This is a genomic window from Streptosporangium sp. NBC_01469 (assembly GCF_036227305.1).
GTDB lineage: Bacteria > Actinomycetota > Actinomycetes > Streptosporangiales > Streptosporangiaceae > Streptosporangium.
Map to the genome: position 1 here is coordinate 4218315 of NZ_CP109465.1, position 26003 is coordinate 4244317.

Here is a 26003-nt window from a genome sequence, read left to right on the forward strand (position 1 = left end):
TTCGCCCATCGGGGAGACGGCTCATTCGAGAGCCGTTCACCCCGTTTATCACGTCAGACACCCAGACGTTACTCATCGCGGCCAAGTCGTGACGTATCAGGCAGGTAGGCCGAGGGTGCGGGCCTGGCAGCGCATGGCGTGGTCGAAGGCCGGCGCGAGGTCGAGGATCGTGTTGTTGAACTGGCCGAACAGCTCGAAGCTGATCCAGCCGAACAGGCCGGTCCAGGCGATCAGGCCGCGGATGATCGCGTCGTCGGGGGCGTCGGGCATCAGCTCGCGTACGCGCGCGGCGTCGTCGCGGAAGGACGGCGGGACGGGCGGGTGGGGGCCGGGCGGGTTCAGGGCCCCGGCGTGGTGGGCGTCGGAGACGATCCGGCCGTAGACGGCGACGTCGCGGACCGCGGCGGGGATGGTGTCCTGCGGTGCCCGGTAGCCGGGGACGGGTGAGCCGTACAGCAGGGCGTACTCGTGGGGATGGGCCAGCGCCCAGTCCCGTACGGCGTGACAGACGGCCATCCACCTGCCCGCGTGGTCCTCGCGCGGGACGGCCGCGTCGGCGTTCTCCACGGCCTCGCCGACGGCGTTGTAGCCGTCGATGATCAGGGCTGTGAGCAGGTCGTCCCTGGACGGGAAGTAGCGGTAGATCGCCGAGGAGGCCATGCCCATCTCGCGGGCGACCGCGCGCAGGGACAGGCCGCTCGCGCCGTCGACGGCCAGCTGCCTCCGGGCGACGTCGGTGATCTCGCGGGTCAGCTCGGCTCTGACCCTCTCGCGTGCGGTGAGGCTCGAACTCATGTCGCGACCATATCAGAGCATTGACAACAAAAGAGAGCACTGCTCTTGACGAGCAGTGCTCTCTGGAGAGAGCATTGCTCTCAGAACGGAACGGCAATCCTCAAGGAGCCTCCATGCTGTCCCAGGCCAAGAACGTCAACCTCCTCGTCATGTTCCTGCTGGAGTTGGGCGTGCTGGCCGCCGTCGGTCACTGGGGCTTCGTCGTGGGCCCGAACTGGCCGCTGAAGCTGCTCCTCGGCCTCGGCGGGCCCGGCCTGTTCATCGCGATCTGGGCGGTCTTCGGCGCGCCCAACAACCCGGCGATCCCGCTCACCGGCTTCGCCCGCGTCGTCCTTGAGGTGCTCTGGTTCGGCGGCGGCGCCACGGCGCTGGTCATGGCGGGCCACCTCGTCCCCGGGATCGCCTTCGCCGCCGTCTTCGTCCTCAACAACGCCGTCCTCCGGCTCGTCTGGAACCAGTGAGCCGGCACGTCAATCACCACCGAAGGAAGAAGGATCATGGCCAAGCACGTCATCGCGGGAGCCGGTCAGGTCGGCTCCGAGGTCGCCCGGCTGCTGGCCAGGCAGGGGCACGAGGTCGTCCTCGTCAGCCGCTCGGGCTCGGGGCCCGACCTGCCGGGCGTCCGCAGGGTCGCCGCCGACGCGGGCGACCGCGAGGGGCTGACCACCCTGACCCGGGGTGCCGCAGTCCTCTACAACTGCGTCAACCCGCGCTACCACGAGTGGGCACGCGACTGGCCGCCGCTCGCCGCGTCACTGCTGGGAGCCGCCGAGACCACCGGCGCGGGGTACGTCATCCTCGGCAACCTCTACGGCTACGCGGCGCCCGACCGGCCGATGAGAGAGGACGACCCGCTGGACCCGCCCAGCGTCAAGGGCGCGATACGGGTCAAGGTGTGGCGGGAGGCCCTGGCCGCGCACGAGGCGGGCCGGGCCAGGGTTACCGAGGTGCGCGGATCCGACTACTTCGGCCCCGGCTGCCTCGACCAGTCACACCTCGGGGACAGGTTCGTCCCCAAGCTCCTGTCCGGTAAGACCGTCCGCTTCGCCGGCGACCCCGCCCAGCCGCACAGCTGGACCTACGTGCCCGACGTCGCGCGGACCCTGGTCGCGGCGGGCGAGGGCGACCGCGCCTGGGGCCGTGCGTGGCACGTCCCGACGAACGAGCCGATGACGGCGCGCGAGGTCGCCGAGCGCCTGTGCGCGCTCGCCGGAGTCCCCGACCCGGGGGTCAAGGCCCTGCCCCACTGGCTGCTGCGCGCCGCCGGGTCCTTCTCGCCGATGCTCAGGGAGCTGGAGGAGATGCGTTACCAGGTCGTCCGCCCCTTCGTCCTCGACTCCGGCGCCTCCGAGGCCGTCTTCGGCATCGCGCCGACCCCGATGGACGAGGCGCTGGCCGCGACGCTCGCGTGGTGGCGCGACCGCCTGGCCGTGGCGGCGTAGGAGGAGACGTCCCACGCCATACGCGGAGGAGCGGCGCGGGGGCGGGGAAGCCAGGGGAGCGGGGGCGGGCCGGGGACCGCGGGCGTACGCGCCGGGATGGGCCGCGGCGTACGCGCCGAAGTGGGACCGGGGGGCACGCCGTACGCTCTGAGCATGAAGATCGCTGTCATCGGCCTCGGGGACATCGCGGAGAAGGCGTACCTGCCGGTCCTCGGCGCGACCCCCGGCCTCGACCTGCACCTGTGCACCCGCGACCGCGCCACGCTCGACCGCCTCGGCGACGCCTACCGGGTCGAGCGCCGCTTCTCCTCGGTGGACGAGGTGCTCGGAGCGGGGATCGAGGCGGCCTTCGTGCACGTCGCGACCGGCGCGCACGCGAAGGTCGTCGAGCCGCTGCTGCGGGCGGGCGTCCACGTCTACCTGGACAAGCCGATCGCCTACACTCTCGCCGAGTCCGAGCGCCTGGTACGGCTGGCGCGCGAGAGCGAGCGGTCGCTGCTCGTCGGTTTCAACCGGCGCAGGGCGCCGTCCTACGCGGCCCTGCGCGAGCTTCCCCGCGATCTGGTGGTGATGCAGAAGCACCGGGCGCGCCACCCCGCCGACCCGCGGACCGTCGTCTACGACGACTTCATCCACGTCGTGGACACCCTCAGGTTCCTGGTGCCGGGCGAGGTCGAGCACACCGGCATCCGCACCCGGGTCAGGGACGGGCTGCTGGAGCACGTGACGCTGGAGTTGTCCGGGGACGGTTTCACCGCCTTCGGCATCATGAACAGGATGGGCGGCGCGGCCGAGGAGACCGTGGAGGTGATGGGAGGCGGCTCCAAGCGCCGCGTGGTCAACCTGGCCGACGTGACCGACCACGCCGACGCCGAGATCCTCACCAGGCGAGGCGACTGGACCCCGGTCTCCCGACAGAGGGGCATCGAACAGGTCTGCCTGGAGTTTCTCGACGCGGTCCGCTCCGGCACCGTGCTCGGCGCCGACGACGCCCTGGCCACCCACGCGCTCTGCGAGGACATCGTCGCCGCCGCGGGCTGACCGTCTCGCTCTGAGTCGACGGTCCGCGCCGTGAGCCGGCCGTCCGCGTCGCGCGCCCCGGTGGCACGACGCGGGCGGCCGGCCCGCCGGGTTCCCGGCGGGGACGGCCCCGGTCAGCGTTCGGCCAGATACCGCCGGCCGAGGGCGCGCAGGCGATCGTGGGCCGACTCGTAGACCTCCGGACGGCCGAGGGTGGACTTGGGAAGCTTGGCGACCATCGTGTAGTTGGTGTCGCAGACGTTGCCGACCGGTGCCTCGCCGATCTGGCTGACCAGCTGATAGGCGTCCAGGGGGTCCAGGCCGGTGAGCTCGGAGGTCCAGGTGACCAGGTCGTGCTGGCTGATCCGGTACGCGTCCTCCAGCGGGCGGGCCGAGCCGGTGGACATCAGGTGGCCGTCGTCCTCCAGGCGGGGCCACGGGGTGCTCACCCCCTTGATCAGCTCCACGGCGACGACGGTGTTCATCGCCGCCTCCACGGCGGTGCCGCACACCTCGCCGTGCCCCTGCCTGGCGTGCCCGTCGCCGATCGCGAAGAGCCCGCCCTCGACGTTGACGCCGAGGTAGACGGTCACCCCGGCGCGCAGCTCGGGGGTGTCCATGTTGCCGCCGTGGGCGTCCGGGGTGATCGTCATACGGGCCTCGGACGCGGCGGGCGCGACGCCGACCGTGCCGTGCATCGGGTCGAGCGGCAACTCGACCGTGAAGTCGCTCCTGCGGGCGTGGTAGCGGACCACGCCCGCGGCCGTGTCGATGTCGTAGCGCCACACCAGCTCCTCCAGGGGAGGGGTGAGCATGGCGGTGGTGTGGGTGCCGGTCAACGCGCCGAAATGCGGGAACGTGGCCGACACGGCCCAGTCCCTGGCGGGTTCGATGGAGACGAAGTGCAGCGCGAGCGTGTCTCCGGGTTCGGCCCCCTCGACGTGGAAGGGGCCGGTGACCGGGTTGAGGTAGGGGAACTCGCAGACGCGCGAGGGCAGGTCGTCCACCGACCTCACCCGGCCGCCGAAGCAGTCCTCGGTGTACGTCTCGACGATCGAGCCGGGGGCGACCCTGGCCACCGCGGGCCGCCCGCCGAAGGTGTAGCTGAGGTCCTCGGGCGCGGGCCGGTAGGAGAAGACGTTCATCGCGCACCCACTGCGGTAACGCGCTTCGCGGTGGGGGCGGCGGGGGTACGGAAGGAGCCGAGCCCCTCCTCGACCTCCTGGAAGATCTCGAACACGGTTCTGCCCTCGCAAGCTGTCGGGTCGGCGGGATGGGGGTCGTGGGCTTTCAGGGCTTGCCGGACGTCGCGGACGTGCCGGGGGCGGGGGTGTCGACGAGTCCGGCCAGGGTGGGGCGACGGCCCGTGGCGTAGGAGACGCCGAGCACCACCAGGCCGACGACGAACCAGACGACGCCGAGCGTCTGGGCCGCGATGCTGGCGTTGATCACGACGTAGAGCAGGATCGCGAAGCCGAGCACCGGGGCGACCAGGTGCCGCCACAGGTCGCGGCTGCCCTGGCGCACGACGTAGTGGACGACCACCGACACGTGCAGCGCGAGGAAGGCCGTCATCGCGCCGAAGTTGACCAGCCCGCTGATCAGCGTGATGCCGTCGTCGCGGGTGGTCAGGTAGAGCCCGACGATCAGGGATATCGCGGCCACGACGAGGGTGGCGTTGACGGGCACCCTGTGCTTGGGATGGATCCTGGCCAGGAAGGAGGGGAGCTGGCGGTCGCGGGCCATCGCGAACAGCAGGCGGGAGGTGGCGGCCTGGGCGACCAGGGAGTTGGCGAAGCCCCAGGCGATGGCGGTGGCGACCGCGGTCAGCACGCTGAGCCAGTGGCCCCCGGCGAACTCGGCCATGTCGTAGAAGGCGGTGCCCGCGGGGTCGCCCTTGGTCAGCAGGTCGGCCCGGTTGGGAGTGAGCAGCGCGGCCACCCAGGTCTGCGCGATGAACAGCACCCCGGCCAGGCCCAGCGCCGCGACCATGGACTTGCCGAGCCGCCGCGAGTCCTCGCGGCTCTCCTCGGCCATCATCGAGATGCCGTCGAAGCCGAGGAAGGACAGGACCGCGATCGAGACCGCGCCGAAGACGAGCGACCAGGAGAAGGTCGAGGAGTCGAAGAGCGGGCTGAGCGCGCCCGCCTGGGCCTTGCCCTGGGCCAGGGCGACCACGCCGACGATCATGAAGATCGCCAGCACGATGAGCTCGCCGATCAGCATGATCTTCGTGATGCGCGCGGTCATCTGGATGCCCGTGTAGTTCACGACCGTGTTGAGCACCACGAACACGATCAGCCAGCCCCAGACGGGGATGGCGGGCACGAAGGAGGCCATCGCCGCGCTCGCGATGAGATAGAGCAGGGCGGGCACCAGCACGTAGTCGAGCAGGATCACCCACCCGGCCAGGAAGCCGACGGGCGCGGCGATGCCGCGGCCCGCGTAGGTGTAGACCGATCCCGCCATCGGGAACGCGCGGGCCATCTGCGCGTACGAGAGCGCGGTGAAGGCCATCGCGACCATGCCGATGGCGTACGCGAGGGCGACCATGCCACCCGAGGCCTGGAAGACGCCGCCGAAGATGCCGAACGGCGCGATCGGGACCATGAAGATCAGGCCGTAGACGAGCAGGTCGGTGAAGCTCAGTGACCTGCGGAGTTCTTGGCGGTAGCCGAATTGCTCCAGTGAGGGCTCGGTTGTCATGTACGGCTCCTTGAAGTGGGTGCAGCCGTACCCTAGAACTTTTCTTTGCAAAGGAAAAGTTTTCAGTCGGAAGTTTTTGCCCGACTTTGACCCGCCGCGCGCCTAGCGGACGATGTCGAAGTCCAGCCCGTCGGCCCGGCCGATGTGCGCCTGGCGCCGCACCCCGTGTCCGCGCAGGGTCAGCCGTCCCCGGGCGGTGACGATGGAGGTGCCGTCGGCGATCGCGTCCACCTCGGGCACGGCGAGCGTCCCGGCGCGCGAGCCCAGCGCGGCGAGCATCAGCACCGCCTCGTAGCACCCCTGCCCGTGCCCGTTGAGCAGCGGCGCGGTCGAGCCGAACCGGCGGGTGTAGCGCTCGCCGAGGCTCAGGCTGTCGTCGGTGACCAGGCTCGCGAAGTAACCCATCGCCCCGTACAGCTCGCCGGTGGCGTCACCGCCGATGCCGAGCAGGCCGTGCTCCTCCAGCGCGCCGCAGAGCCGGGGCCACGACAGCCCGGCCGCCGCGAAGGCCCGGTTGAAGGCGACCAGGTCGCTGCCTATCAGGCTGAGCAGCACCGCGTCGGGCCTGCCGGCGACCAGCCTCTCCAGGATCGAGGGGATGTCGCGCATGCCGTACGGCACCAGGAGCTCGCCGACGACCCCGACGTCCCGTGCGGCGAGGTGGCGTCTGGCCGCCCCGTGGACCAGGCGCGGCCAGACGTAGTCGTTGCCGAGCAGGAACCACCTGCGCGCCCGGCGCCGGTCGATCAGCCAGTCGAGGCCGGGCCGCAGCTGGCGGGCCGGGGTCTCGCCCAGGAAGTAGACCCCGGGCGCGTGGCCGCCCCCCTCGTACGGCGGCGCGTAGACGAACGGCACCCTCCCGGCCAGCGCCCGCACCAGCTCGATCCTGACGTCGCTGCCGTGGGTGCCGACCACGGCGTCGATCGCGCCCCAGCGCGCGAGCCCCGCCACCTCGGCGGCCACCTGGGCCGCCGGACGGCCGCCGTCGACCAGGACCAGCTCCACAGGCCTGCCGAGCATCCCGCCCGCGAGATTCACCTCGTCGGCGGCGAGGATCGCGCAGTTGATCGCGCACGGACCCACCAGGCCGAGCACACCGGAGATCGGCACGACCAGTCCGACGCGCAGCGCGTCACCCCGGAGCAGCTGGGCTTCCAGGGGTTCTATGACGGGTGTGATGGCTTCTGCCACAGGGACGAGTATCCTCCGGAATGGATGGGTACGGCAGTCCCGTTACCTGGACGGGACACGGATCGTGACGCAGACGGGAGCTCCATGTGGTGACGACCGGGCTGGGATCCTCGCTCGCCTACCTCCTCAGCAGGGCCGAGCGCAGCGTCAACCGGGCACTCGCCGCCGCGGTGACCGCCGAGGACGTCTCCGTCGAGCAGTGGCGCATCCTGCGCGCCCTCGCCGACGGCCGGGGGCACTCGATGGGCGACCTGGCCGAGGCCGTGCTGATGCCGCATCCGACGCTGACCAAGGCCATCGACCGGCTCATCGACCGTTCCCTCGTCTATCGGGGCCATGATCCGGGCGACCGCCGCAAGGTCGCCGTCTTCCTCGCCGACCGTGGCTCCGAGCTGCTCGCCCGGGTCGAGGGCGGGGTGGCCGAGCACCACCGGCTGATCGAGGCGGTCTACGGCACCGAGCGCACCGAGCGGCTCATGCGGGACCTGGAAAGGCTGGTCGCCGCCCTGGACGAGGCTCCGGCGGCCCCGGAGCGTGCCCCGGGCGGCCTGAGCCGCTCGTGACGCGCCCCGGGCGACGGCCTCCGAGTTCATGACACACGCCGGTCCGCGGTTGTGAGGTCTATGACGCGTCCCCTCACGGCCTCTGAGCTCATGACACGCTCCGGTCCTCGGTTGTGGGATCGATGACGCGTCCCCTCATGGCCTCCGAATTCATGACACGCTCTGATCCGCGGCCTCGGGATCCATCGCACGTCCCCTCACGGCGTCAGGGGTGCAGCCCGCGCGCCCGGTGGGCCTCGGCGACCCGGCCGACGCCGATCACATGGGCCGCCTGGCGCAGGGTGATCCCGCACTCGGCCGAGACCGTCGCGGTGGTGTCGAACGCGTCCTCCACGATGCCGCGGAGCCTCGCGTCGACCTCGCGCGCGCTCCAGCGGCGCGCCTGCATGTCCTGCAGCCACTCCAGGTAGGAGACGATCACGCCGCCCGCGTTGGCCAGGATGTCGGGGACCACGGTGACGCCCGCGTCGGCGAGGACGCGGTCCGCCCCGGGCGTGGTGGGGGAGCTGGCGCCCTCCACGATCAGACTGGCCCTGACCCGGACGGCGTTCTCCTCGGTGATCGCCCCCTCCATGGCGGCGGGGACGAGCACGTCCACGTCGAGCTCCAGCAACTCCTCCCACGACAGCGCGTCCGCCCGGCGGTAGCCGCGTACGCCGCCGGTCTCCTCCGACCACGCCCGCAGGTCGTCGACGTCCAGGCCGGAGCGGTCGATCACGGCCCCGGTACGGTCGGAGACCGCGACCACCAGGCAGCCCGCGTCGGCGAGGTAGCGCGCGGCGGGGGCGCCGACCTTGCCGAAGCCCTGGATCGCGACGGTGCGGCCCTCGGGGGAACCGCCCAGGGCCCTGAGCGCGGCGATCCGCACGCCGCGGGAGGTGGCCCCGACCCGGTCGGGCGCGCCGCCGGGGGTCACGGGACCGCCGATCGTCACGCCGGGCACCGGGTAGCCCGCGTTCATCGAGTAGGTGTCCATGATCCAGGCCATGGTCCGCTCGTCGGTGCCGACGTCGGTGGCCGGGATGTCCCTCTCGGGGCCGATGATCGGCAGGACCTCGTTGACGTAGCGCCGGGTGACCCGTTCCAGCTCGCGGGCGCTCAGCGAGGCGGGGTCCAGGGAGACGCCGCCCTTGGCGCCCCCGTAGGGAACCCCGGCCAGCGCGCACTTCCACGTCATGCCCATGGCCAGGGCGGTGATCTCGTGGACGTCGGTGCGAGGGTGGAAACGGATGCCGCCCTTCGCCGGGCCGCGGGTAGTGTTGTGCTGCACCCGGAAACCCTGCACGACGTCCATCCGGCCGTCCTCGAGGCGGACCGGAACCGAGACGGTGAGCGAGCGGCGGGGAGTGGCGAGCATGGCGCGCAGGCTGTCGTCCAGGTCCAGCCGGTCCGCCGCCTGGTCGAGCTGGAACAGCGCGGAGTCGAGGGCCTGCCGGCCCGGACTGACGGAAGCGGTGGCGGCCGGCGTCGTCGACGGCACCGTGAGCGTTCTCAAGGGAAACCTCCGTACGGTGAGTGGAGCGCCTTTGCTCCGCTCGGGGCACATGGTCACGATCAGACTAGGTGTGGTTTTTTGCCCGCAGGGACGGACCGTGTTTCGTTCTCATGACTGATTCCCTGACCCGGTCGCGGGCCCGCGACCGGGAGGTGCGTTGTTATCTGCCGGCCCCCCTGGGCAATCTGGGAGTAACACGCAGATTTGCCAGGACCTGGTCAGGGGTCCCGGCGTTGTGCAGTGGCTGAGGGGATGAACGTGCCGGAACTTGTGGTCGGACCGATGCTGCGTTACGTGGACGAGACGAGCGCGTCGGTGTGGGTGGAGACGAGCGAGCCGTGCGAGGTGACGGTCGAGGTCGGCGACGTGCGCTCGGAGGCCAGGACGTTCACCGTCCACGGTCACCACTACGCGCTCGTGGACGTGGAGGGCGGCGGGACCTACGAGGTGCGCCTGGACGGGGAGACCGTGTGGCCCCTGCCCGACCGGCCGCCGAGCCGCATCCGGCTGCTCGGCCCGGACGGTCCGAACCGGGTGATGTTCGGCTCCTGCCGGACCAGCGTGCCGCACGACCTCGTGTACACGATCTCCCACGGGGTGGACGTGCTGCGCGCGTACGGCGGCACCCTGCCGGACGCGTCCGACGAGCGCTGGCCCGATCTGTTGCTGCTGCTCGGCGACCAGGTCTACGCCGACGAGCCGTCCGCCGAGATGCTGGAGTTCATCGCGAGCCGCAGGGACACCGACCCGAAGAAGGAGATCGCCGACTTCGAGGAGTACGCCGAGCTGTACCGCCTGGCGTGGACCGACCCGGAGATCCGCTGGCTCCTCTCCACGGTGCCCACCGCGATGATCTTCGATGACCACGACCTGCGCGACGACTTCAACACCTCCATCTCCTGGCGCACGGCGATGGAGGACGTCCCGTGGTGGCGGCACCGGGTGGTCTCCGGGATCGGCGCCTACTGGGTCTACCAGCACCTGGGCAACATGTCGCCGGCCGAGCGCGCCTCGGACGAGGTGCTCAGCAAGGTGTACGCGGCAGAGGGGGACGGCGCCGAGGTCCTCGACGTCTTCGCCGAGCACGCCTACGACGTTCCCGCCGACAGCCGGTGGAGCTACGCCCGCGACCTCGGCGACACCCGCCTGATCATGCTCGACTCCCGCTGCTCCCGCCAGCTCGACCCCGCGGACCGGCGCATGATCGACCCGGTGGAGTGGGAGTGGCTCACCGAGCAGCTCCACAAGGGGGGCGCGAAGCGCTTCGTGATCGGCTCCTCGGTGCCGTTCCTGCTCCCGGCGGGCATCCACCACATCCAGAACTGGAACGAGGCCCTGGCCCAGGGCGCCTGGGGCAAGACCGTGGCCCGCTGGTCGGAGGCCCTGCGCCAGGCCGTCGACCTGGAGCACTGGGCGGCCTTCCGCCGCTCGTTCGAGGACCTGTCCAAGCTGCTGGCCGGGCTGGGAAAGCCGGTGATCATGCTCTCCGGGGACGTGCACTACTCCTACGTGGCCAAGGCGCGCGGGCTCCCCATCTACCAGCTGGTCTGCTCCCCGATCCGCAACCCGCTGAGCCGCACCCTGCGCCTGGCCAACATCGTCGCCCAGTTCGGCGTCGCGAGTCTGATCGGCCGCTCGCTCTCCCGTACGGCGAAGATCCCCAAGCCGCCGTTCAAGTGGCGGATCACCAACGGCCCGTGGTTCTCCAACGCGGTGGCGATCCTCTCCCTGGACACGAACCCCACGTCGGTCCGCTGGGACACCGCCGCGGGCACCGAGGTCTCGGAGATCACCGTCGTGGAGCTGGGTGCGGACTCCGCCGTCCACTAGAGGGCCCTGGCGTCGCTCAGCCGTCCGCCGGCGGATCCGGGCGTCGCTCGGCGGAGCGGCGGTTCCGGTGCGGCGCGCCCCACCGGGGCGCGGGCCGCACCGGAGGGATCACCTCGCAGTTCCCGCAGGACCGCACCGAGCTGACTCCCGCAACTCAGGGGTCACCTCGCGAGTTCCTCCAGGACCGCGCCGAGCTGGTCGACCGCCCACAGGAGGTCCTCCTCGGAGACGACGATCGGCGGGGCGAGGCGGATGGTCGAGCCGTGGGTGTCCTTGGCCAGGACGCCGTGGGCCATTAGCGCCTTGGAGACCTCCCGCCCGCTGGCCAGCGACGGGTCGATGTCGATCCCCGCCCACAGTCCGCGCCCGCGCACGGTGATCACACCGTGGCCGATCAGCCCGCGCAGCCTCTCGTGCATGACCTCGCCGAGCTCCCTGGCCCGCGCCTGGTACTCGCCGGTGCCGAGCAGCTCGATGACCGCGTTCGCGACCGCGCAGGCGAGCGGGTTGCCGCCGAAGGTCGAGCCGTGCTGCCCCGGCCTGATCACGCCGAGCACGTCCTCGTTCGCGGTGATCGCCGAGACCGGGACGACGCCGCCGCCCAGAGCCTTGCCCAGCACGTAGATGTCGGGGACGACGCCCTCGTGGTCGCAGGCGAAGGTCTCGCCGGTGCGGCCGAGACCCGACTGGATCTCGTCGGCGATCATCAGGATGTTCTCCGCGGTGCACAGCTCGCGGACCTGGGTGAGGTAGCCGTCCGGTGGTACCAGCACCCCGGCCTCGCCCTGGATGGGCTCCAGCAGCACCGCGACCGTGTTGGCGTCGACGGCCTCGCGGATCGCCTCGACGGAGCCGTACTTCACGATCCTGAAACCGGGGGTGTACGGGCCGAAGCCGCCCCGGGCGTCGGGATCGGTGGAGAAGCCGACGATCGTGGTGGTCCGGCCGTGGAAGTTGTCCTCCATCACGATGATGTTGGCCTGCTCGGCGGCCACGCCCTTGACCTCGTAGCCCCACTTGCGGGCCACCTTGATCGCGGTCTCCACGGCCTCGGCGCCGGTGTTCATCGGCAGGACCATGTCCTTGCCGGTGAGGTCGCCCAGCCCGGCGGCGAAGGTGGCGAACTGGTCGTGGAAGAAGGCGCGGCTGGTCAGGGTGAGCCGCGACAGCTGCTCCTGGGCCGCTGCGATGATCTTCGGGTTGCCGTGCCCGAAGTTCAGGGAGGAGTAGCCGGACAGGCAGTCGAGGAACCGCCTGCCCTCCACGTCGACGACCCAGGCGCCCTGCGCCTCGCGGATCACGACGGGCAGGGGGTGGTAGTTGTGCGCGCTGCGGCGCTCGCTCAGTTCGATGAAGTCGTCGGTGCCGGTCATCCGATATCCGCCCCTCCCTGGTTTGTCTGGTCCGTGGCCGTGATGTCGGGCACTATGCCCGGATTTCCAGCGTGCAGCACTTGGGACCGCCGCCCGCCTTGCGAAGCTCCGACAGATCCACCGGGATGACCTCGAAGCCCCGGCGCTTGAGTTCGAGCTGCAGGTCGGCGGCCTCGACGTTGATCACCACGTTGACGCCGTCGCTGACGGCGTTGAGGCCCAGTACGGCCGCGTCGTCCTCGCTCGCGATGACGGCGTCGGGGAAGAGGTTGCGGAGCACCTCCTGGCTCCCCGGAGAGAAGGCCCCCGGGAAGTATGCCACGTTATGTCCGTTTAGCGGGAAGAGTGCGGTGTCCAGGTGGTAGAACCGGGGGTCCACCAGTTGCAGCGTCACCACCGGGCGGCCGAGGAACTCCTGGGCCTCCTTGTGCGCGGTGATGTCGGTGCGGAACCCGGTCCCGGCCAGTACCAGGTGGTCGAGCGTGAGGAAGTCCCCCTCGCCCTCGTTGACGAAGGCCGCGTCGCGGACCCGCTCGTAGCCGTTGTCGACGAACCACCGCAGGTACGCCGGCCCCTCGGCCGCGCGCTGCGGGTGGGTGAACCGCGCGCCGTACACGCGGCCGTCCACGACCAGCGCGCCGTTGGCGGCGAAGACCATGTCCGGCAGGCCCTCCACCGGCTCGATGAGACTGACGCGGTGCCCGAGCTCCTCGTAGGCGCTCCTGAGCGTCTCCCACTGCCTGATCGCCACCTCGCGGTCGGCTCCGGCCTCGGGGCGCATCCACGGGTTGATCGCGTACTCGACCGCGAAGTGGTCGGGCCGACACATGAGGTAGTGCCTCGTCATGGATAACCCCGCATATGAAAAGATCGTGATGACAGCCGCCGTCACGGTCCCGATGGCGGCGTCATCAGCCTAGGAACAGCGTTCTCGCAGGCCAAGAGCCTGCTTTTGCGCGCTGACGCGGGTTTCCCGCGTGCTTCAGGCCAGGAACGTCGATTCGTTGTGCGGGGCGATGAACGGCTCGCTGCGCGAGGTCACCAGGGGTGCCTCGATCAGGCGGGAGAGCACGATGGAGCTCTTGGTCCGCACCACGAACGGCTCCGCGGCGATGCGCTCGATCACCCTTTCCACGTGCCGCACGTCGGTGGCCCTGATGTGCAGCAGCGCGTCGGCCTCACCGGTGATGGTGCACGCCGAGACCACCTCGGGATGGCGGCCGATGGCCACCCCGATCTCCGACGGCGAGGTCTTGCCCGCGCAGTACAGCTCCACGTAGGCCTCGGTGGTCCAGCCGAGCGCCGCGGGCTCCACCCGGGCGGTGAACCCGGTGATGGCGCCGGTCTCGCGCAGCCGGTCCACCCGGCGTTTCACCGCCGACGCCGACAGGCCCACCCGCTGCCCGATCTCCGCGTACGTGGCGCGGGCGTCCTCGACGAGCGCCCCGATGATGTCGCGATCCAGCCTGTCCAGTTCCACGCAGACCTGTATACCGCTTCGGATCGGCGCGGGTTCGCGGTGGGCGGCGAGTGAGCGGCGGTGGCGGCCGGCCCGGACGCACGAATGCCGCCGGACGGGTGATTCGTCCGGCGGCATTCGCCGTTCGTGAGGTTCAGGTCAGGTCAGGTCAGGTCTGGTCGGCCTCGCCGGTGGCCTGCTCCTGGGCCTCCTCGGGGGAGGTCTCCAGGTCGTCGCTCGCCTGCGCGGCGTTCGCCGTCTGCTTGTCCAGGCCGACCCAGCTCGTCACGCTCTCGACCGCGAACAGCACGCCGAGGTAGAGCGTGAGCGCGGCCAGCACCCACGTCAGCACGCCCAGCGCGGCACCGGCGCCGATCAGCAGCAGCCGGAGCTCCCAGCCCAGCCCGGCCCGGAACACCCAGGGGGCCGGCCAGATGCTCTGCCGCGTCCGGTACACCGTGTCGTAGGTGTGGTAGCCGATCACGTAGATCAGCACGTACAGCAGCCACTTGGGCGCGTCGGCCGCCAGGCCGATGAGGATGATCGTGAGGAACTCGGTCCCCCGGATCAGCGGCGGCGTCAGCCAGTCGAGCTTGCCGAGGTGGTCGCGGGCCGCGGTGGGCAGCACCAGGACGAGCATGACCAGCACCGGGACGAGCAGGATCGGCCCGTCCACCAGCATCCCGGTCACGGCCATCGCGACGATCGCCAGCAGCGCGGCGAGCGCGGCGGGCACCGGGGGCAGCCCCGGTCCCACCCTGTCGCGGAGCAGCGTCACCAGCGGGCCGTCGTCGCGGTAGGCGAGCAGCCGGGCGGTCTGCACGCGCAGCCGCTCCTCGTACGGATCCGGAACGGGGGTGGTCTGCGGCTGGGTGATCATGCGAGAGACCTCATCAGGCGTCCGGTGAGCGAGTAGGCGGCCCCGATGCCGCCCCAGATGATCAGCGTCAGGAAGGTGATCCTGGCGTCGAACAGGGCACTGACGATCGCGATGGCGGCGAAGCGCTCGCCGATGGGGAACACGATCATCTTGCGGGCCCAGTGCACGGAACGGTATCTACCGGCCCGGCCCCACATCTTCAGCAGGTTGCGGATCCCGCCGGTCCTGGCGTTCTTGCGCTCCTCCAGCGCCTGGCGCAGGCCGGTGTCGGCGCTGATCGACAGCGCCACCGAGGGCAGCGGCGACGGGGGCTTGCGCCGGTTCGCCGCGCCGTAGGAGAAGTCGAGGAGGTGCTTGATGGACTGCACGCCGAGCGCGATCAGCGCCAGCGTCCAGACGTCGCCCACGCCGGAGACCGCCGCGCCGACCGCCAGGCCCGCGAAGACCACGTACTCCTTGAACCGGTCGAACGTGGCGTCCAGCCACGCCCCGAGCACGCCGAACTTGCGGGCGTACCGCGCGACCTGGCCGTCCACGCAGTCGAACACGAACGCGAAGTAGATCAGCACGCCACCCGCGACCATCCCGGCCCGATCGCCGGTGGCGAAGCACAGCGCCGCCGCCACCCCCAGCGCGATCGAGATCAGCGTGACCTGGTTGGGGGTGAGGCCCCGCCTGGCCGCCCATCGGGCGATGAACCGGGAGTAGGTGCTGACGAAGTACGTGGTGAAGAAGCCGTCGGCGCCCTTCACCGCGTTGTTCAGCCGTGCCTTGTCCTCGTTGAACGTGGCCATCTCGGCCAGCGCCTCGGCGGCCTGCTCGGGGGTGGAGACCCGGCGGAAGAACAGGTCGCGGCGGCCGCGGATGCCGACGGAGACGCCCTTGCGCACCAGGCCCAGCACCAGCAGCTGGACCAGGTCGTCGTCAGGACCCAGCAGGTGGGCCATGTCGGCCAGCTCGCGGGCGGCCTCGGCGAGGACGGGCGCGTGCTTGTGGTGCAGGTGCAGCGGGCCGAGCAGGACCGAGTTGGGCCTGGTCACCCCGTGGAAGGCCGAGCCCACCGAGATGACCCGGGACTTGCGGGCGCGTACCCGGACGGGCAGGCCCTCCAGCCTCCGGTCGCCGATCTCCGGCAGGGCCTCGTCGATCGGGACGTCCGGGACGATGACGTCGCCGTTCTCGTCCTCCTCGCGCGGCTCCTTGGTGATCAGCGCGAGGGCTCCGCGCTTCGACTTGGTGATCTGGTAGATCAGCTCGTCGTGGATCAGCGAGTTGGCCGGCAGGAAGAGCAGGCTCTCGGTGGCGCCCTCGACCGCGTCGGCCACGGCGCGCAGGTCACCGGCGAGGTCGGAGGTCTCGACGAGGCTGCCGGGGAAGCCCCGGTGGGCGGCGGCGTCGCCCGAGCGGACGATCGTCACCGGCTCGGGGTCGAGTGAGGCGAGCTGACCGTGCAGCTTGCCGATCACCGTGGGGCAGCCGGGAAGCGCGGGCAGGGTCAACGCGGCGGGCGTCGCCTGGCCGGGAGCGGCATCGGGGCCGGGCGATGAGCCCAGCAGGACCACGCGGGGCATGGCACCCTTTCGTGCGGAGACGGGTGTGGGGCGGTATAACCGGGGGCGGCATTTCGCCAGAGGCCAAAGTTTAGTGAGTTTTAGGTGAACAACACGCACCGGTGATCTATCCGTGTCGTTTGATCATGGTTCCACCTCTGCCAAGTGGACGGTCCCACTACACTGTGCGGGTGAGTCTGTACCGTGACGACGGCATCGTCCTGCGCACCCACAAGCTGGGCGAGGCCGACCGTATCGTCACCGTCCTGACCCGGCGGATGGGCAAGATCCGGGCGGTCGCCAAGGGGGTCCGGCGGACAACATCACGATTTGGCGGCCGGCTCGAACCTTTTACCCACGTCGACCTCCAGTTCCACACCGGCCGCACGCTCGACATGATCACCCAGGCCGAGACCATCAGGCCGTACGGCGAGCCGCTCGTCTCCGACTACCCGCGCTACACGGCGGGCTCCGCGATGCTGGAGACCGCCGACCGCCTGGTGATGGGGGAGAAGGAGCCGGCGCTGCGCCAGTTCCTGCTGCTCGTCGGCGGCCTGCGCACGCTCGGCTCGGGGGACCACGAGGCCAGGCTCGTCCTGGACGCCTACTTCCTGCGCTCCCTCGCCGTCGCCGGTTACGCCCCCGCCCTGGACGCCTGCGCCCGGTGCAAGGCCGTCTCGGTGCGGGCCTTCGCCATCGTGGCCGGCGGCGTGGTGTGCGGGGCCTGCCGTCCCGCGGGCGCGGCGGTGCCCGAGGGGGAGACCCTCGCCCTGATGCTGGCGCTGCTCAAGGGCGACTGGCTCACCGCGGACGCCTCCGTCGCCCGGCACCGCGCCGAGTGCAGCGGCCTGGTTGCGGCATATCTCCAATGGCATCTCGAACACGGCATACGCTCTCTTCGACACGTAGAAAGGGAGCTCGCCACGTGAACGTCCGCCCACCCGTCCCGCATCCCTCCGGCGCCACCCCGCCCCCGATCCCGCGCGACCTCGTGCCCCGGCACGTGGCGATCGTGATGGACGGCAACGGGCGGTGGGCCAAGCAGCGCGGCCTGCCCCGCACCGAGGGCCACAAGGCGGGCGAGGCGTCGCTCTTCGACGTGATCGAGGGCGCGATCGAGCTCGGCATCCCCTACCTGTCGGCCTACGCCTTCTCCACGGAGAACTGGAAGCGCTCTCCCGACGAGATCCGCTTCCTGATGGGTTTCAACCGCGACGTCATCCGCCGCCGCAGGGACCAGCTCCACGCGCTGGGCGTGCGGGTCCGCTGGGCGGGCCGCCCCGGGCGGCTGTGGCGGAGCGTCATCCAGGAGCTGCGCGACGCCGAGGAGATGACCGAGGGCAACTCCACGCTGACCCTGCAGTTCTGCGTCAACTACGGCGGCCGCGCCGAGATCGTGGACGCCGCCCTGCGCCTGGCGCAGGACATCGCCGACGGGCGGGTCAAGCCGGGCCGGGTGAAGGAGGAGACCTTCGCCCGCTATCTGGACGAGCCGCAGATTCCCGACGTCGATCTGTTCGTACGGTCCTCGGGCGAGCAGCGCACCTCCAACTTCCTGATCTGGCAGATGGCGTACGCCGAGATGGTCTTCCTCAACCGCCTCTGGCCCGACTTCGACCGCCGCGATCTGTGGGAGGCCTGCGAGACGTACGCCAAGCGCGACAGGAGATACGGGGGAGCGGTGCCGAACGCGGTCCCGTCCGCCAGGGACTCCTCGGGTGCTCCCGGCGCCTCCGCAGAATAATGTTATGTTCCGGGTGACGCCGACCCGCTGAGAGGTGCCCCCGGATGACTGTCAGGATCGAACGCGACGGGCCCGTCACCACCGTCGTGCTCTCCAGGCCCGAGGTCCGCAACGCCGTCGACGGCCCCACGGCCCGAGCGCTCGCCGACGCCTTCCGCGACTTCGACGCCGACCCCGGCGCGGCGGTGGCCGTGCTGTGGGGCGAGGGCGGCACGTTCTGCGCGGGAGCCGACCTCAAGGCCGTCGCCGAGGGCCGTGCCAACCGGGTGGACGCCGAGGGGGACGGGCCGATGGGGCCCACCCGGATGCGGCTCGGCAAGCCCGTGATCGCGGCCGTCGCCGGGCACGCGGTCGCCGGGGGGCTGGAGCTGGCCCTCTGGTGCGACCTGCGGGTGGCCGAGGAGGACGCGGTGTTCGGGGTCTTCTGCCGCCGCTGGGGCGTCCCGCTGATCGACGGCGGCACCGTCCGGCTGCCGCGGCTGGTCGGGACGGGCCGGGCGATGGACATGATCCTCACCGGCCGTCCGGTGGCCGCCGCGGAGGCCCTCGGCATGGGGCTGGTCAACCGGGTGGTGCCGACCGGCACCTCGCGCGCCGCCGCCGAGAACCTGGCCGCCGCCCTCGCGCGCTTCCCCCAGGAGTGCATGCGCGGCGACCGCCTGTCGGTGCTGGAGCAGGAGGGGCTGCCGGAGCGGGAGGCGATGGCGGGGGAGCTGCGCCACGGCCTGAACGCCCTGCCCGGCGCGGTGGCCGGCGCGTCCCGCTTCGCCGCGGGAGTCGGCCGCCACGGCGCCTTCTGAGTCGTGAGAGCCGGTCGTCACGGTGCCTGCGGCGCCCTTTGACCGCCCTTTGACGGGGCCCCGGTAGTGATCCGCCCGCGATGCCTGGGCGCTGGCCGCGGTCACCCTGCGGTACGCCCGGGTGGGCGTGCGGATGCGCAGGCCGCCGCCGTCGAGCGCGTCTTCGCGTGGCCGACCCCGGCCTCTTCGGCGCAGGGGCGGTGTCATCGGGCGGCGAGGAAGCCGCCGTCGACGGGAAGGGTCGCGCCATGGATGTGTGACGCCTCGTCGCCGGCGAGGAAGACCACCGCGGCGGCGACTTCCTCACCGGTGCCGGGGCGTCTGTCAGGCTGGCCCGCGGTCAGTTGCCGGAGGTTGTCGTGGAAGGCGGCGTTGGCGGGCGTCATGGTCGGGCCAGGGGCGACGGTGTTGACGCGGATGCCATCGGCGGCGAGCTCGGCTGCCCAGGAGGCGGTGAGCGAGTGCAGGGCTGCCTTGGTCGCGCCGTAGAGGGCTGCCACGGCCATGCCGACCGTGCCGTTGATCGAGCCCATGTTGATGATCGCGCCACTGCCGGACTCGAGCATGCCCGGGACCACTGCCTTGGTGAGAAGAGCGGGCGCTTTGACGTTGACCGCGAGGGCACGATCGAGGAGTGCCTCGTCGACGTCGAGCAGAGATTGTGCGGGGATCAGCTGGGCGGCGTTGTTGACGAGCAGGTCGATCGGCCCTTCGGCGGCTTTTGTTGCCTGGGCGACGAGCCGCTCGACGGCGGCGGCTCCCTCGGCGAGGTCGGCTGCGACGAAGTGGGCGGTTCCGCCGGCCGTCGTGATCGCTTCGACGACCGCGGCACCTGCGGTCTCGTTACGGCCGGAGACAACGACGGTCGCGCCCTCGCGGGCGAGGGCTTCCGCGACAGCACGGCCGATGCCGGAGGTTGAGCCGGTGACGAGGGCACGGCGTCCGGCGAGACGCCGGTAGGTGGCGGTGGTGGCACTCATGCGATGGATTCCTTCTTCATGGTGGCTGAGGTGATGGGCCGGACCCCGGTACGGGAGACGAGAAGCGCGATGCCCGTGACAGCCTCCCAAGCGATGATCGTGTAGACCGCGATCCGCTCCGGGACGCCGCCCGCGGAGACGTAGAGCGAGTGGTTGACCTGAAGCAGCACGAACGCGGCCAGGCCCAGCACTCCGAGGGTGAAACCGAGGACGCGATGCCAGGCGGGGACCGCAAGTCCGCGCCCGGCGGCGGCCACGACGATCGCGATCACGTTGCCGGTGATGATCGTGGTCGCGGCGCCGATGCCGTGGGCGATGATGACGCCGTTGGTCAGCGCGGCGGCGGATTCGGGGAAGAGACCGACCATGATCACCCCAATGCCGTGCAGGACCGCGAGCACGAGCAGCGCCTTGCCGAGGCGGCGGCCCGCCGCCCGGTAGAGGGGGTGGAGCAACACGGCGGCGGCGGCGGCGAACAGGACGCCCTGAGCGATGAACGCCGTGTCCATCACCAGGTGAAGGGGCGAGTTGATGGTGCGGCCGTCGAAGACGTCGCCGGCCACGGGGTTGCCGAGGTCGGAGATGAAGTTGACGGCGTAGTTGTAGGGCGGGTCGTGCCACGCGGCGGCGGCCACGGCCTCCAGGACGACGTATTGCACGGCGGCGAGCGGCAGGAGCACCTTGCCGATGACGGCGCGCGAGACATTCGGAACTCTCACGGCCACGAGTTTCGTTCCATAAATTTGGACTTGCAAGTCCAGAAATAGTAGATTCACATCATGACCACGACAAAAGGTGAGGCGACGAAGAGGCGCATCCTTGAGGCGGCGGTGGATCTGCTGGTGGCCGGCGGTGCGGCCAGGCTCAACCTCGACGAGGTGATGCACGTCACCAAGACCAGCAAGGGACAGCTTTTCCACTACTTCCCGGGCGGGAAGGACGAGCTGCACCGGGCGGCCACGGAACGGCAGCTGGAGCGCCTCACCGACTACGGCATGCCGGCGAGCCTGCTCACCTGGGAGGACTGGGAAGACTGGTTCGGGCAGATCATCGGCCTGCATGCCCAGCAGTCGCAGGACGACGCCTGTGAAGTCGCGGCCCTCGCAGGCCGGGCGCTCGACAGCAATCCCGACGAGCGTGTCGTGATCGGCCGCGTCTTCACTTACTGGGACGAGGTGCTGCGTGAGCGTCTGGAGGCCATGAGGAACACCGGCCTCCTGGGGCCCGGCGCCCCTGTTGAGCAACTCTCCTCGCTGGTCATCTCCGCCCTCGAGGGCGGCGCCGTCCTGGACAAGGCGACCGGATCGACGAAACACCTGGCCAACGCGCTGAACCAGACGCTGTTCCTGCTTCGCGCGCACGGGGCATAGCCCTGCCCTGTTTTGCCCGGCCTCCCCGAGGCCCGCGCCCGCACAGGGCGTAATGGCCACCACTGACTCGCGGGCCGCCCCGCGCCGTCCCTCCGCCGTTCCTGACGCTCCGGCCCCGCGAGGACCGGTATCTCGGACGTCGCGGGGCAGGTGCCTCGGCGGTCAGGCCTTGACCTCGCGCAGGCGGCCGGTCTCCACCTCGTAGACGAAACCACGCACCGAGTCGGTGTACGGGATGAAGGGGTCGTTCCTGATCCGGTGGAGAGACTGGACGAGGTCCTCGTCGAGGTCGGTGAAGGCCTCGGCCGCCCAGTCGGGCTTGACCCCGACCTCGTCCTGGATCTGCCGCTTGAAGTCGTCGTCGGTGAAGGTGAGCATGCCGCAGTCGGTGTGGTGGATGAGGATGATCTCCCTGGTGCCGAGCAGGCGCTGGCTGATGGCCAGGCTGCGGCGCTCGTCGGCGGTCACCACGCCGCCCGCGTTGCGGATGATGTGCGCGTCGCCCTCCGAGAGCCCGAGCAGGCCGTACGGGTTGAGGCGGGCGTCCATGCAGGCCAGCACGGCCAGCCCGCGTGCGGGCGGCAGGGGCAGGTGGCCCCTGGTGAAGGTCTCCGCGTAACGCTCGGCGTTGGCGAGCAGCTCGTCGGTGACGCTCATGGGCTTCTCCTCGGGGGTAGGCGACGTCACGTCACAACCTACCCGCATTACCTACTCAGTCAATAGGTATTAGCGGAGAGTGACGTCAGGCCCGGCGTCGTGCGCGGTAGGCGGCGACGTGCATCCGGTTCCCGCAGGTGCGGCTGTCGCAGTAGACCCGTGAGCGGTTGCGTGACTCGTCCACGAAGACGTGGTCGCAGTCGGGCGCCGAGCAGGTGCGCAGGCGCTCCCACTCGCCCTCGACGAGCAGGTGGGCCAGGGCGACCCCGATGTCGGCCGCGAGGTGCTCGTGCAGCGAGGCGTCCGGCGCGAAGTAGTGGACGTGCAGGGGGTGGCCGTCGTGCTCCGCCAGGCGCGGGGTGATGCGGGTCCCGCTCAGCAGGGTGTTCAGCCGGATGACCGCGGTGGGCTGGTCCGGGGCGGTGAAGACCTTGTGGAAGGCCTCGCGCAGCGCGCGCACCTGGGTCAGGTCGGCGGCGTTCAGCTCGCCGATCCCGCTGACCTCCCAGCGTGCCACGAAGTCGCCGAGTTTTCGCAGGTCGGTCAGGGTTTCCTCGCCTCCGGTGGAAGGGGAGGTGTTGACCAGGTCGACCGCGGTGGCGAGTGAGTGCACCATGTCATGTCCGAATGGCATGTTGACTCCTGTAGAAGCGGTTGCAGCGTGGAGGCGCGTACGGCGGCTCGCCGTGTCGGAAGCGTATCTCTCCCGTGGGCTTCCGGCGCCCCCTCGCGTGCGCCCATCGCCGTGGCGTGCCCCGGGTCATGAGGCTTCCCGCGGAATCATGTCCTGGTACGTCATGATGTGTCTGCTGCGTCCTGAACCGCTCTTCCGTACCCGCGTCTCGCCGGGGCGTCCGCTCAGGCGCGACTCGGCGTGCGGAGCGGCTTGGCGGCGGTGGAGCAGGAGGCGCAGGTCCCGAAGACCTCCACCGTGTGGGTGATCTCGGTGAAGCCGTGCTCGGAGCCGATGGCCTCGGCCCAGCGCTCCACCGTGGGCCCGGCCACCTCCACCGTACGGCCGCACGTGCGGCAGACCAGGTGGTGGTGGTGGTCGCCGCTGGCGCACGCCCGGTAGACCGACTCACCGTCGTCGGTTCTCAGCACGTCGACGTGGCCGGTGTCGGCGAGCGCCTGGAGCGCCCGGTAGACGGTGGTCAGTCCGATCTTGGCGCCTTCCGCGCGCATCTCCGCGTAGACGTCCTGCGCGCTGCGGAAACCCTCGCTCTGGCGGAGGATCGCGTGGACGGCATCACGCCTGTTGCTCATGGGCTGGACTCCTGAGGTCGGCTTCGACGTACGAATCTACCGAGCCCGAGGGCGAGGACGAACCCCGTGAGAGCAACGATGACGATGATCGCGCCCGGCGGGACCTCGACGTAGAAGGAGGAGGTCAGGCCACCGACCGTGGAGATCATCCCAAACAGCATGGAAAGGAACATCGTGCTCACGAACCCCCGGGTGAGCTGCTGGCTGGTCGCCACCGGCACCACCATCAGCGCGCTCACCAGAAGCAATCCTACGACGCGCATGGCGATGACCACAGTCAGCGCGGCGGTCACGGCGATCAGCAGGCTGAGGAAGCGGACCGGCAGGCCGCTGGCCTTGGCGACCTCCTCGTCCTGGCACAGCACGTAGAGCTCCCGCCCGAAGACGGTCACCACGCCGAGCACCGCCACCGCCAGCAGGCCGATCACCCACACGTCCTCGACGGCGACGCTGCTGATCGAGCCGAACAGGTAGGACATCAGCGTGGCGTTGCTGCCACCGGGGGCCAGCGAGATGAGCAGCACGCCCCCGGCGATACCGCCGTAGAACAGCAGTGCGAGCGCCACGTCCCCGCTGGTCCTGCCGCGCTCGCGGACCAGCTCGATGGCCACGGCGCCCAGTATCGAGACCAGCACGGCCGTCAGCACCGGGGCGGTTCCGGTCAGGAAGCCCAGGGCCACGCCGGTCAGCGCGACGTGCCCGATGCCGTCGCCCAGCAGGGCCAGGCGGCGCTGCACCATGAACGTGCCGATGGCGGGGGCGGCCAGGCCGACCAGGAGGGCGGCGATCAGTGCCCGCTGCATGAAGTCGAACCGCAGAAGCTCGATCACGAGGTCGGCCTCCAGTCGAGCGGGCTCACGGGCTCCTCCTCGCCGTGCGGGTGCACGTGGTCGTGGCCGGGCAGCGCGTGCGTGCCGACCGCCCGGGGCGGCGGGCCGTCGTGGCACACGTACCCGTCCCTGAGGACCACCGCCCGGGTGATCAGGGGCTCCAGCGGGCCCAGCTCGTGCGCGACCAGCAGGACCGTCTTGCCCTGCTCGACGAGTGCGGACAGCGTCTTCGCGAGGAGCAGCTGGCTCTCGGAGTCGACGCCCGCGGTGGGCTCGTCCATGACGAAGGTGTCGGGCTCTCCGGCGAGGGCGCGGGCGATCAGCACCCGCTGCTGCTGCCCGCCGGACAGCGCCTGCACCGGGTCGGAGGCGCGGTGGGCCAGGCCGACGGCCGCCAGGGCCCTGCCGGTCGCCTCGCGGTCGGCCGCGCCGGTCAGGCGCAGGCGTCGCTGCCTCGCGATCCTGCCGGAGGCGACGACCTCGCGGATCGTGGTCGGCACGCCCCCGCCCACCGATAGCCGCTGGGGGACGTAGCCGATCCGCCACCATTCGCGAAACCGGGTGGGAGGACTGTCGTACAGGAGGGTCTCGCCGCCGGACAGGGGGACGAGGCCGAGCAGGGCGCGGATGAGGGTGGACTTCCCCGACCCGTTCGCGCCGAGCACCGCCACCGCCTCGCCGGGTTCGACGGACAGGTCGATACCGCGAAGCACCGGACGGCGGTCCAGGTTGACCTGGCCGCCGTTCATGGTGAAAACCGTTTTGCTGGATGTCACGTGTGACCTTTACGAGCAGCTGAGCGCTGTCTGGAGTGTGGAGAGGTTCTGGCGCATGGCGGACAGGTAGTCGCCGTTCGACGGCCGGCTTTCCACCGGGTCGAGAACCGCGGTCTTCGCACCGACCTCCTGGGCGAGAATCTCGGCGACCTTCGGGCTGACGAGGGTTTCGGTGAAAATCGTAGTTACTTTCTCCTGCTTGGCCACTTTTGCCACTTCGGCGAGGCGGGCGGGAGAGGGCTCGGCGTCGGGATCGAGGCCGCTGATACCGATCTGGTGCAGCCGGTAGCGGTCGGCGAGATAGCCGAACGCGGCGTGGCTGGTGACGATCGCGTCCGACGAGCAGGTGGCCAGGCCCTTGGCCAGTTCCCGGTCCAGGGCGGTGAGGTCGGCGGCGGTGGCGGCGGCGCGGTCCCGGTAGCCCCGCGCGTGCGCGGGGTCGGCGGCGGCCAGCCTCTCGCCGAGCTTGGTGGCGACCGTCGCGAAGCGAGCCGGGTCGAGCCAGAGGTGGGGGTCGTAACCGGTCTCCTCGTGGTCGTGTCCCTCCTCACCGTGGTGTTCCTCCTCCGCGACCGCGGGAAGGGGGGTGACCGCGGTGGCCGCGTCGAAGGCCCGGTCGGCGGCGTGCTGCTCGACGGCCTCGTCCACCGCGGGCTGGACGCCCCTGATATAGACGACGAGCCCCGTCGTCTCCAGCCCGCCCACCTGGATCGGGGACAGCTCCAGATCGTGCGGCTCGACGCCGGGCTTGGTCAGGCCGGTGACGGCCGAGTCGGGGCCGCCCACCCGCTCGGCGAGCCACTGCAGGGGATACATGGCCGCGGTGACGGCGGTCTTCCCGTCCGTGGAGGCGCTCGACGCCCCCCCGGGTGAGTCGCCGCTGGTCGAGCCGACTTCGGCGCCGCAGGCGGTGGTGGCGGCGAGAAGGGCGGCGGACGCAGCCAGGCTGACATTACGTATGCGGATACGTCGGGAGGACTCGGACATCATGTCGACTAGTATGCGCGTAAATGAAAACGGTTGTCAAAATCGAGTCTCGCGCGACGCCCCGCCGAGGGCGCCACTCCACGCGCGGGGAGCCACCGTACTGGAACGGGGCGCGGGCGTCAGAGAGCCCGGCCGGCGAAGGGGGCGAGTATCGCGGGCCGGGCTCTCGTCGCCGGGCCGGGGAGCCGCCGCTCCCCGGCCTCGGCGGTCGGTGTGGGGCGAACGCGGTGGCTTCAGCCCGGTGAGGAGTGTCGCGGGCCGCACCTCCCGGCTCCCGGTAGGCCGCGGC

Annotated in this window: 27 protein-coding genes; 9 read left to right on the forward strand and 18 right to left on the reverse strand. The window is 70.8% G+C overall.

The window, feature by feature from the left end:
• Window positions 1–96: 96 nt before the first annotated feature.
• Window positions 97–795, reverse strand: a complete 699-nt coding sequence (locus tag OG587_RS18910) for a TetR/AcrR family transcriptional regulator (RefSeq protein WP_329092060.1) — start codon at window positions 793–795, stop codon at window positions 97–99.
• A 113-nt stretch (window positions 796–908) separates the two neighbouring features.
• Between OG587_RS18910 and OG587_RS18915 the strand changes: the two genes are divergently transcribed.
• From OG587_RS18915 to OG587_RS18925, 3 genes are all read left to right on the forward strand, one after another.
• Window positions 909–1256: a YrdB family protein gene (locus OG587_RS18915; RefSeq protein WP_329092062.1), complete on the forward strand. Its 348-nt coding sequence runs from the start codon at window positions 909–911 to the stop codon at window positions 1254–1256.
• A 36-nt stretch (window positions 1257–1292) separates the two neighbouring features.
• Complete coding sequence (locus OG587_RS18920; RefSeq protein ID WP_329092064.1) at window positions 1293–2237, forward strand: NAD-dependent epimerase/dehydratase family protein; 945 nt, start codon at window positions 1293–1295, stop codon at window positions 2235–2237.
• A 153-nt stretch (window positions 2238–2390) separates the two neighbouring features.
• On the forward strand, window positions 2391–3278 hold the full coding sequence (locus OG587_RS18925; protein WP_329092066.1) for a Gfo/Idh/MocA family protein: 888 nt from the start codon (window positions 2391–2393) through the stop codon (window positions 3276–3278).
• A 113-nt stretch (window positions 3279–3391) separates the two neighbouring features.
• Here OG587_RS18925 and OG587_RS18930 read toward each other — a convergent pair whose 3' ends face one another.
• From OG587_RS18930 to OG587_RS18940, 3 genes are all read right to left on the reverse strand, one after another.
• Window positions 3392–4402 carry an acetamidase/formamidase family protein gene (locus OG587_RS18930; RefSeq protein WP_329092068.1) on the reverse strand — a complete coding sequence of 337 codons (1011 nt, stop codon included), beginning with the start codon at window positions 4400–4402 and terminating at the stop codon, window positions 3392–3394.
• A 145-nt stretch (window positions 4403–4547) separates the two neighbouring features.
• Entirely contained in the window at window positions 4548–5963 is a 1416-nt protein-coding gene (locus OG587_RS18935) for an APC family permease (protein ID WP_329092070.1), read from the reverse strand.
• Between the two features lie 102 nt (window positions 5964–6065).
• Complete coding sequence (locus OG587_RS18940) at window positions 6066–7154, reverse strand: substrate-binding domain-containing protein (protein ID WP_329092071.1); 1089 nt, start codon at window positions 7152–7154, stop codon at window positions 6066–6068.
• A gap of 89 nt (window positions 7155–7243) precedes the next feature.
• Here OG587_RS18940 and OG587_RS18945 point away from each other — a divergent pair, with 89 nt between their 5' ends.
• Window positions 7244–7717, forward strand: a complete 474-nt coding sequence (locus OG587_RS18945; RefSeq protein WP_329092073.1) for a MarR family winged helix-turn-helix transcriptional regulator — start codon at window positions 7244–7246, stop codon at window positions 7715–7717.
• Between the two features lie 205 nt (window positions 7718–7922).
• On the opposite strand, the gene OG587_RS18950 is transcribed toward OG587_RS18945, so the two are convergent.
• A complete protein-coding gene (locus OG587_RS18950) occupies window positions 7923–9212 on the reverse strand; it encodes a Glu/Leu/Phe/Val family dehydrogenase (RefSeq protein WP_329092076.1) in 1290 nt (429 codons plus the stop codon).
• A gap of 258 nt (window positions 9213–9470) precedes the next feature.
• Here OG587_RS18950 and OG587_RS18955 point away from each other — a divergent pair, with 258 nt between their 5' ends.
• Window positions 9471–11042 (forward strand): alkaline phosphatase D family protein, encoded by a 1572-nt coding sequence (locus OG587_RS18955; protein ID WP_329092077.1) that lies wholly within the window; start codon window positions 9471–9473, stop codon window positions 11040–11042.
• Window positions 11043–11203: 161 nt separating this feature from the next.
• Here the strand turns inward: OG587_RS18955 and rocD are convergent, their stop codons facing one another.
• The 5 genes from rocD to OG587_RS18980 form a co-directional block, all read right to left on the reverse strand.
• Window positions 11204–12415 (reverse strand): ornithine--oxo-acid transaminase, encoded by a 1212-nt coding sequence (gene rocD, locus OG587_RS18960; protein WP_329092078.1) that lies wholly within the window; start codon window positions 12413–12415, stop codon window positions 11204–11206.
• Window positions 12416–12467: 52 nt separating this feature from the next.
• The gene (gene ddaH / locus OG587_RS18965; RefSeq protein ID WP_329092080.1) at window positions 12468–13262 is read right to left on the reverse strand and encodes a dimethylargininase; all 795 of its coding nucleotides are present in this window, start codon (window positions 13260–13262) and stop codon (window positions 12468–12470) included.
• Between the two features lie 135 nt (window positions 13263–13397).
• A complete protein-coding gene (locus tag OG587_RS18970) occupies window positions 13398–13895 on the reverse strand; it encodes an Lrp/AsnC family transcriptional regulator (RefSeq protein ID WP_329092082.1) in 498 nt (165 codons plus the stop codon).
• A gap of 148 nt (window positions 13896–14043) precedes the next feature.
• The gene (locus tag OG587_RS18975; RefSeq protein ID WP_329092084.1) at window positions 14044–14754 is read right to left on the reverse strand and encodes a DUF5941 domain-containing protein; all 711 of its coding nucleotides are present in this window, start codon (window positions 14752–14754) and stop codon (window positions 14044–14046) included.
• Complete coding sequence (locus OG587_RS18980; RefSeq protein WP_329092086.1) at window positions 14751–16325, reverse strand: CDP-alcohol phosphatidyltransferase family protein; 1575 nt, start codon at window positions 16323–16325, stop codon at window positions 14751–14753. The genes OG587_RS18975 and OG587_RS18980 overlap by 4 nt, the downstream gene beginning before the upstream one ends.
• Before the next feature lie 170 nt (window positions 16326–16495).
• Here OG587_RS18980 and recO point away from each other — a divergent pair, with 170 nt between their 5' ends.
• From recO to OG587_RS18995, 3 genes are read left to right on the forward strand one after another with little or no spacing between them, the layout of a single operon-like run.
• Window positions 16496–17233, forward strand: coding sequence for a DNA repair protein RecO (gene recO / locus OG587_RS18985; RefSeq protein ID WP_329092088.1), 738 nt, complete (start codon window positions 16496–16498; stop codon window positions 17231–17233).
• Window positions 17230–18048, forward strand: coding sequence for an isoprenyl transferase (locus OG587_RS18990; RefSeq protein ID WP_329092090.1), 819 nt, complete (start codon window positions 17230–17232; stop codon window positions 18046–18048). The genes recO and OG587_RS18990 overlap by 4 nt, the downstream gene beginning before the upstream one ends.
• A gap of 44 nt (window positions 18049–18092) precedes the next feature.
• Complete coding sequence (locus tag OG587_RS18995; protein ID WP_329092093.1) at window positions 18093–18848, forward strand: crotonase/enoyl-CoA hydratase family protein; 756 nt, start codon at window positions 18093–18095, stop codon at window positions 18846–18848.
• Window positions 18849–19051: 203 nt separating this feature from the next.
• Here OG587_RS18995 and OG587_RS19000 read toward each other — a convergent pair whose 3' ends face one another.
• On the reverse strand, window positions 19052–19828 hold the full coding sequence (locus tag OG587_RS19000; protein WP_329092095.1) for an SDR family NAD(P)-dependent oxidoreductase: 777 nt from the start codon (window positions 19826–19828) through the stop codon (window positions 19052–19054).
• Window positions 19825–20547: a DUF998 domain-containing protein gene (locus OG587_RS19005; RefSeq protein ID WP_329092096.1), complete on the reverse strand. Its 723-nt coding sequence runs from the start codon at window positions 20545–20547 to the stop codon at window positions 19825–19827. Before OG587_RS19005 ends, OG587_RS19000 begins: the two co-directional genes overlap by 4 nt.
• 60 nt (window positions 20548–20607) lie before the next feature.
• Between OG587_RS19005 and OG587_RS19010 the strand changes: the two genes are divergently transcribed.
• A complete protein-coding gene (locus OG587_RS19010; RefSeq protein ID WP_329092098.1) occupies window positions 20608–21198 on the forward strand; it encodes a TetR/AcrR family transcriptional regulator in 591 nt (196 codons plus the stop codon).
• A gap of 162 nt (window positions 21199–21360) precedes the next feature.
• Here OG587_RS19010 and OG587_RS19015 read toward each other — a convergent pair whose 3' ends face one another.
• From OG587_RS19015 to OG587_RS19040, 6 genes are all read right to left on the reverse strand, one after another.
• Window positions 21361–21855 carry a beta-class carbonic anhydrase gene (locus tag OG587_RS19015; RefSeq protein ID WP_329092100.1) on the reverse strand — a complete coding sequence of 165 codons (495 nt, stop codon included), beginning with the start codon at window positions 21853–21855 and terminating at the stop codon, window positions 21361–21363.
• 85 nt (window positions 21856–21940) lie between these two features.
• Window positions 21941–22489 carry a CGNR zinc finger domain-containing protein gene (locus OG587_RS19020; protein ID WP_329092101.1) on the reverse strand — a complete coding sequence of 183 codons (549 nt, stop codon included), beginning with the start codon at window positions 22487–22489 and terminating at the stop codon, window positions 21941–21943.
• A gap of 224 nt (window positions 22490–22713) precedes the next feature.
• Window positions 22714–23121, reverse strand: coding sequence for a Fur family transcriptional regulator (locus OG587_RS19025; protein ID WP_329092103.1), 408 nt, complete (start codon window positions 23119–23121; stop codon window positions 22714–22716).
• The gene (locus OG587_RS19030; protein WP_329092106.1) at window positions 23118–23951 is read right to left on the reverse strand and encodes a metal ABC transporter permease; all 834 of its coding nucleotides are present in this window, start codon (window positions 23949–23951) and stop codon (window positions 23118–23120) included. The genes OG587_RS19025 and OG587_RS19030 overlap by 4 nt, the downstream gene beginning before the upstream one ends.
• On the reverse strand, window positions 23948–24700 hold the full coding sequence (locus tag OG587_RS19035; protein WP_329093907.1) for a metal ABC transporter ATP-binding protein: 753 nt from the start codon (window positions 24698–24700) through the stop codon (window positions 23948–23950). The genes OG587_RS19030 and OG587_RS19035 overlap by 4 nt, the downstream gene beginning before the upstream one ends.
• 36 nt (window positions 24701–24736) lie before the next feature.
• Window positions 24737–25717: a metal ABC transporter substrate-binding protein gene (locus tag OG587_RS19040; RefSeq protein ID WP_329092108.1), complete on the reverse strand. Its 981-nt coding sequence runs from the start codon at window positions 25715–25717 to the stop codon at window positions 24737–24739.
• Window positions 25718–26003 lie beyond the last annotated feature (286 nt).

Excerpts from the sequence above, each read along its gene's own strand:
- OG587_RS18910 (WP_329092060.1), bottom strand. The coding sequence starts at position 795 with ATGAGTTCGAGCCTCACCGCACGCGAGAGGGTCAGAGCCGAGCTGACC.
- OG587_RS18915 (WP_329092062.1), top strand. The coding sequence starts at position 909 with ATGCTGTCCCAGGCCAAGAACGTCAACCTCCTCGTCATGTTCCTGCTG.
- OG587_RS18920 (WP_329092064.1), top strand. The coding sequence starts at position 1,293 with ATGGCCAAGCACGTCATCGCGGGAGCCGGTCAGGTCGGCTCCGAGGTC.
- OG587_RS18925 (WP_329092066.1), top strand. The coding sequence starts at position 2,391 with ATGAAGATCGCTGTCATCGGCCTCGGGGACATCGCGGAGAAGGCGTAC.
- OG587_RS18930 (WP_329092068.1), bottom strand. The coding sequence starts at position 4,402 with ATGAACGTCTTCTCCTACCGGCCCGCGCCCGAGGACCTCAGCTACACC.
- OG587_RS18935 (WP_329092070.1), bottom strand. The coding sequence starts at position 5,963 with ATGACAACCGAGCCCTCACTGGAGCAATTCGGCTACCGCCAAGAACTC.
- rocD (WP_329092078.1), bottom strand. The coding sequence starts at position 12,415 with ATGACCGGCACCGACGACTTCATCGAACTGAGCGAGCGCCGCAGCGCG.
- ddaH (WP_329092080.1), bottom strand. The coding sequence starts at position 13,262 with ATGACGAGGCACTACCTCATGTGTCGGCCCGACCACTTCGCGGTCGAG.
- OG587_RS18975 (WP_329092084.1), bottom strand. The coding sequence starts at position 14,754 with ATGATCACCCAGCCGCAGACCACCCCCGTTCCGGATCCGTACGAGGAG.
- OG587_RS18980 (WP_329092086.1), bottom strand. The coding sequence starts at position 16,325 with ATGCCCCGCGTGGTCCTGCTGGGCTCATCGCCCGGCCCCGATGCCGCT.
- OG587_RS18995 (WP_329092093.1), top strand. The coding sequence starts at position 18,093 with ATGACTGTCAGGATCGAACGCGACGGGCCCGTCACCACCGTCGTGCTC.
- OG587_RS19000 (WP_329092095.1), bottom strand. The coding sequence starts at position 19,828 with ATGAGTGCCACCACCGCCACCTACCGGCGTCTCGCCGGACGCCGTGCC.
- OG587_RS19010 (WP_329092098.1), top strand. The coding sequence starts at position 20,608 with ATGACCACGACAAAAGGTGAGGCGACGAAGAGGCGCATCCTTGAGGCG.
- OG587_RS19015 (WP_329092100.1), bottom strand. The coding sequence starts at position 21,855 with ATGAGCGTCACCGACGAGCTGCTCGCCAACGCCGAGCGTTACGCGGAG.
- OG587_RS19020 (WP_329092101.1), bottom strand. The coding sequence starts at position 22,489 with ATGCCATTCGGACATGACATGGTGCACTCACTCGCCACCGCGGTCGAC.
- OG587_RS19025 (WP_329092103.1), bottom strand. The coding sequence starts at position 23,121 with ATGAGCAACAGGCGTGATGCCGTCCACGCGATCCTCCGCCAGAGCGAG.
- OG587_RS19035 (WP_329093907.1), bottom strand. The coding sequence starts at position 24,700 with ATGAACGGCGGCCAGGTCAACCTGGACCGCCGTCCGGTGCTTCGCGGT.
- OG587_RS19040 (WP_329092108.1), bottom strand. The coding sequence starts at position 25,717 with ATGATGTCCGAGTCCTCCCGACGTATCCGCATACGTAATGTCAGCCTG.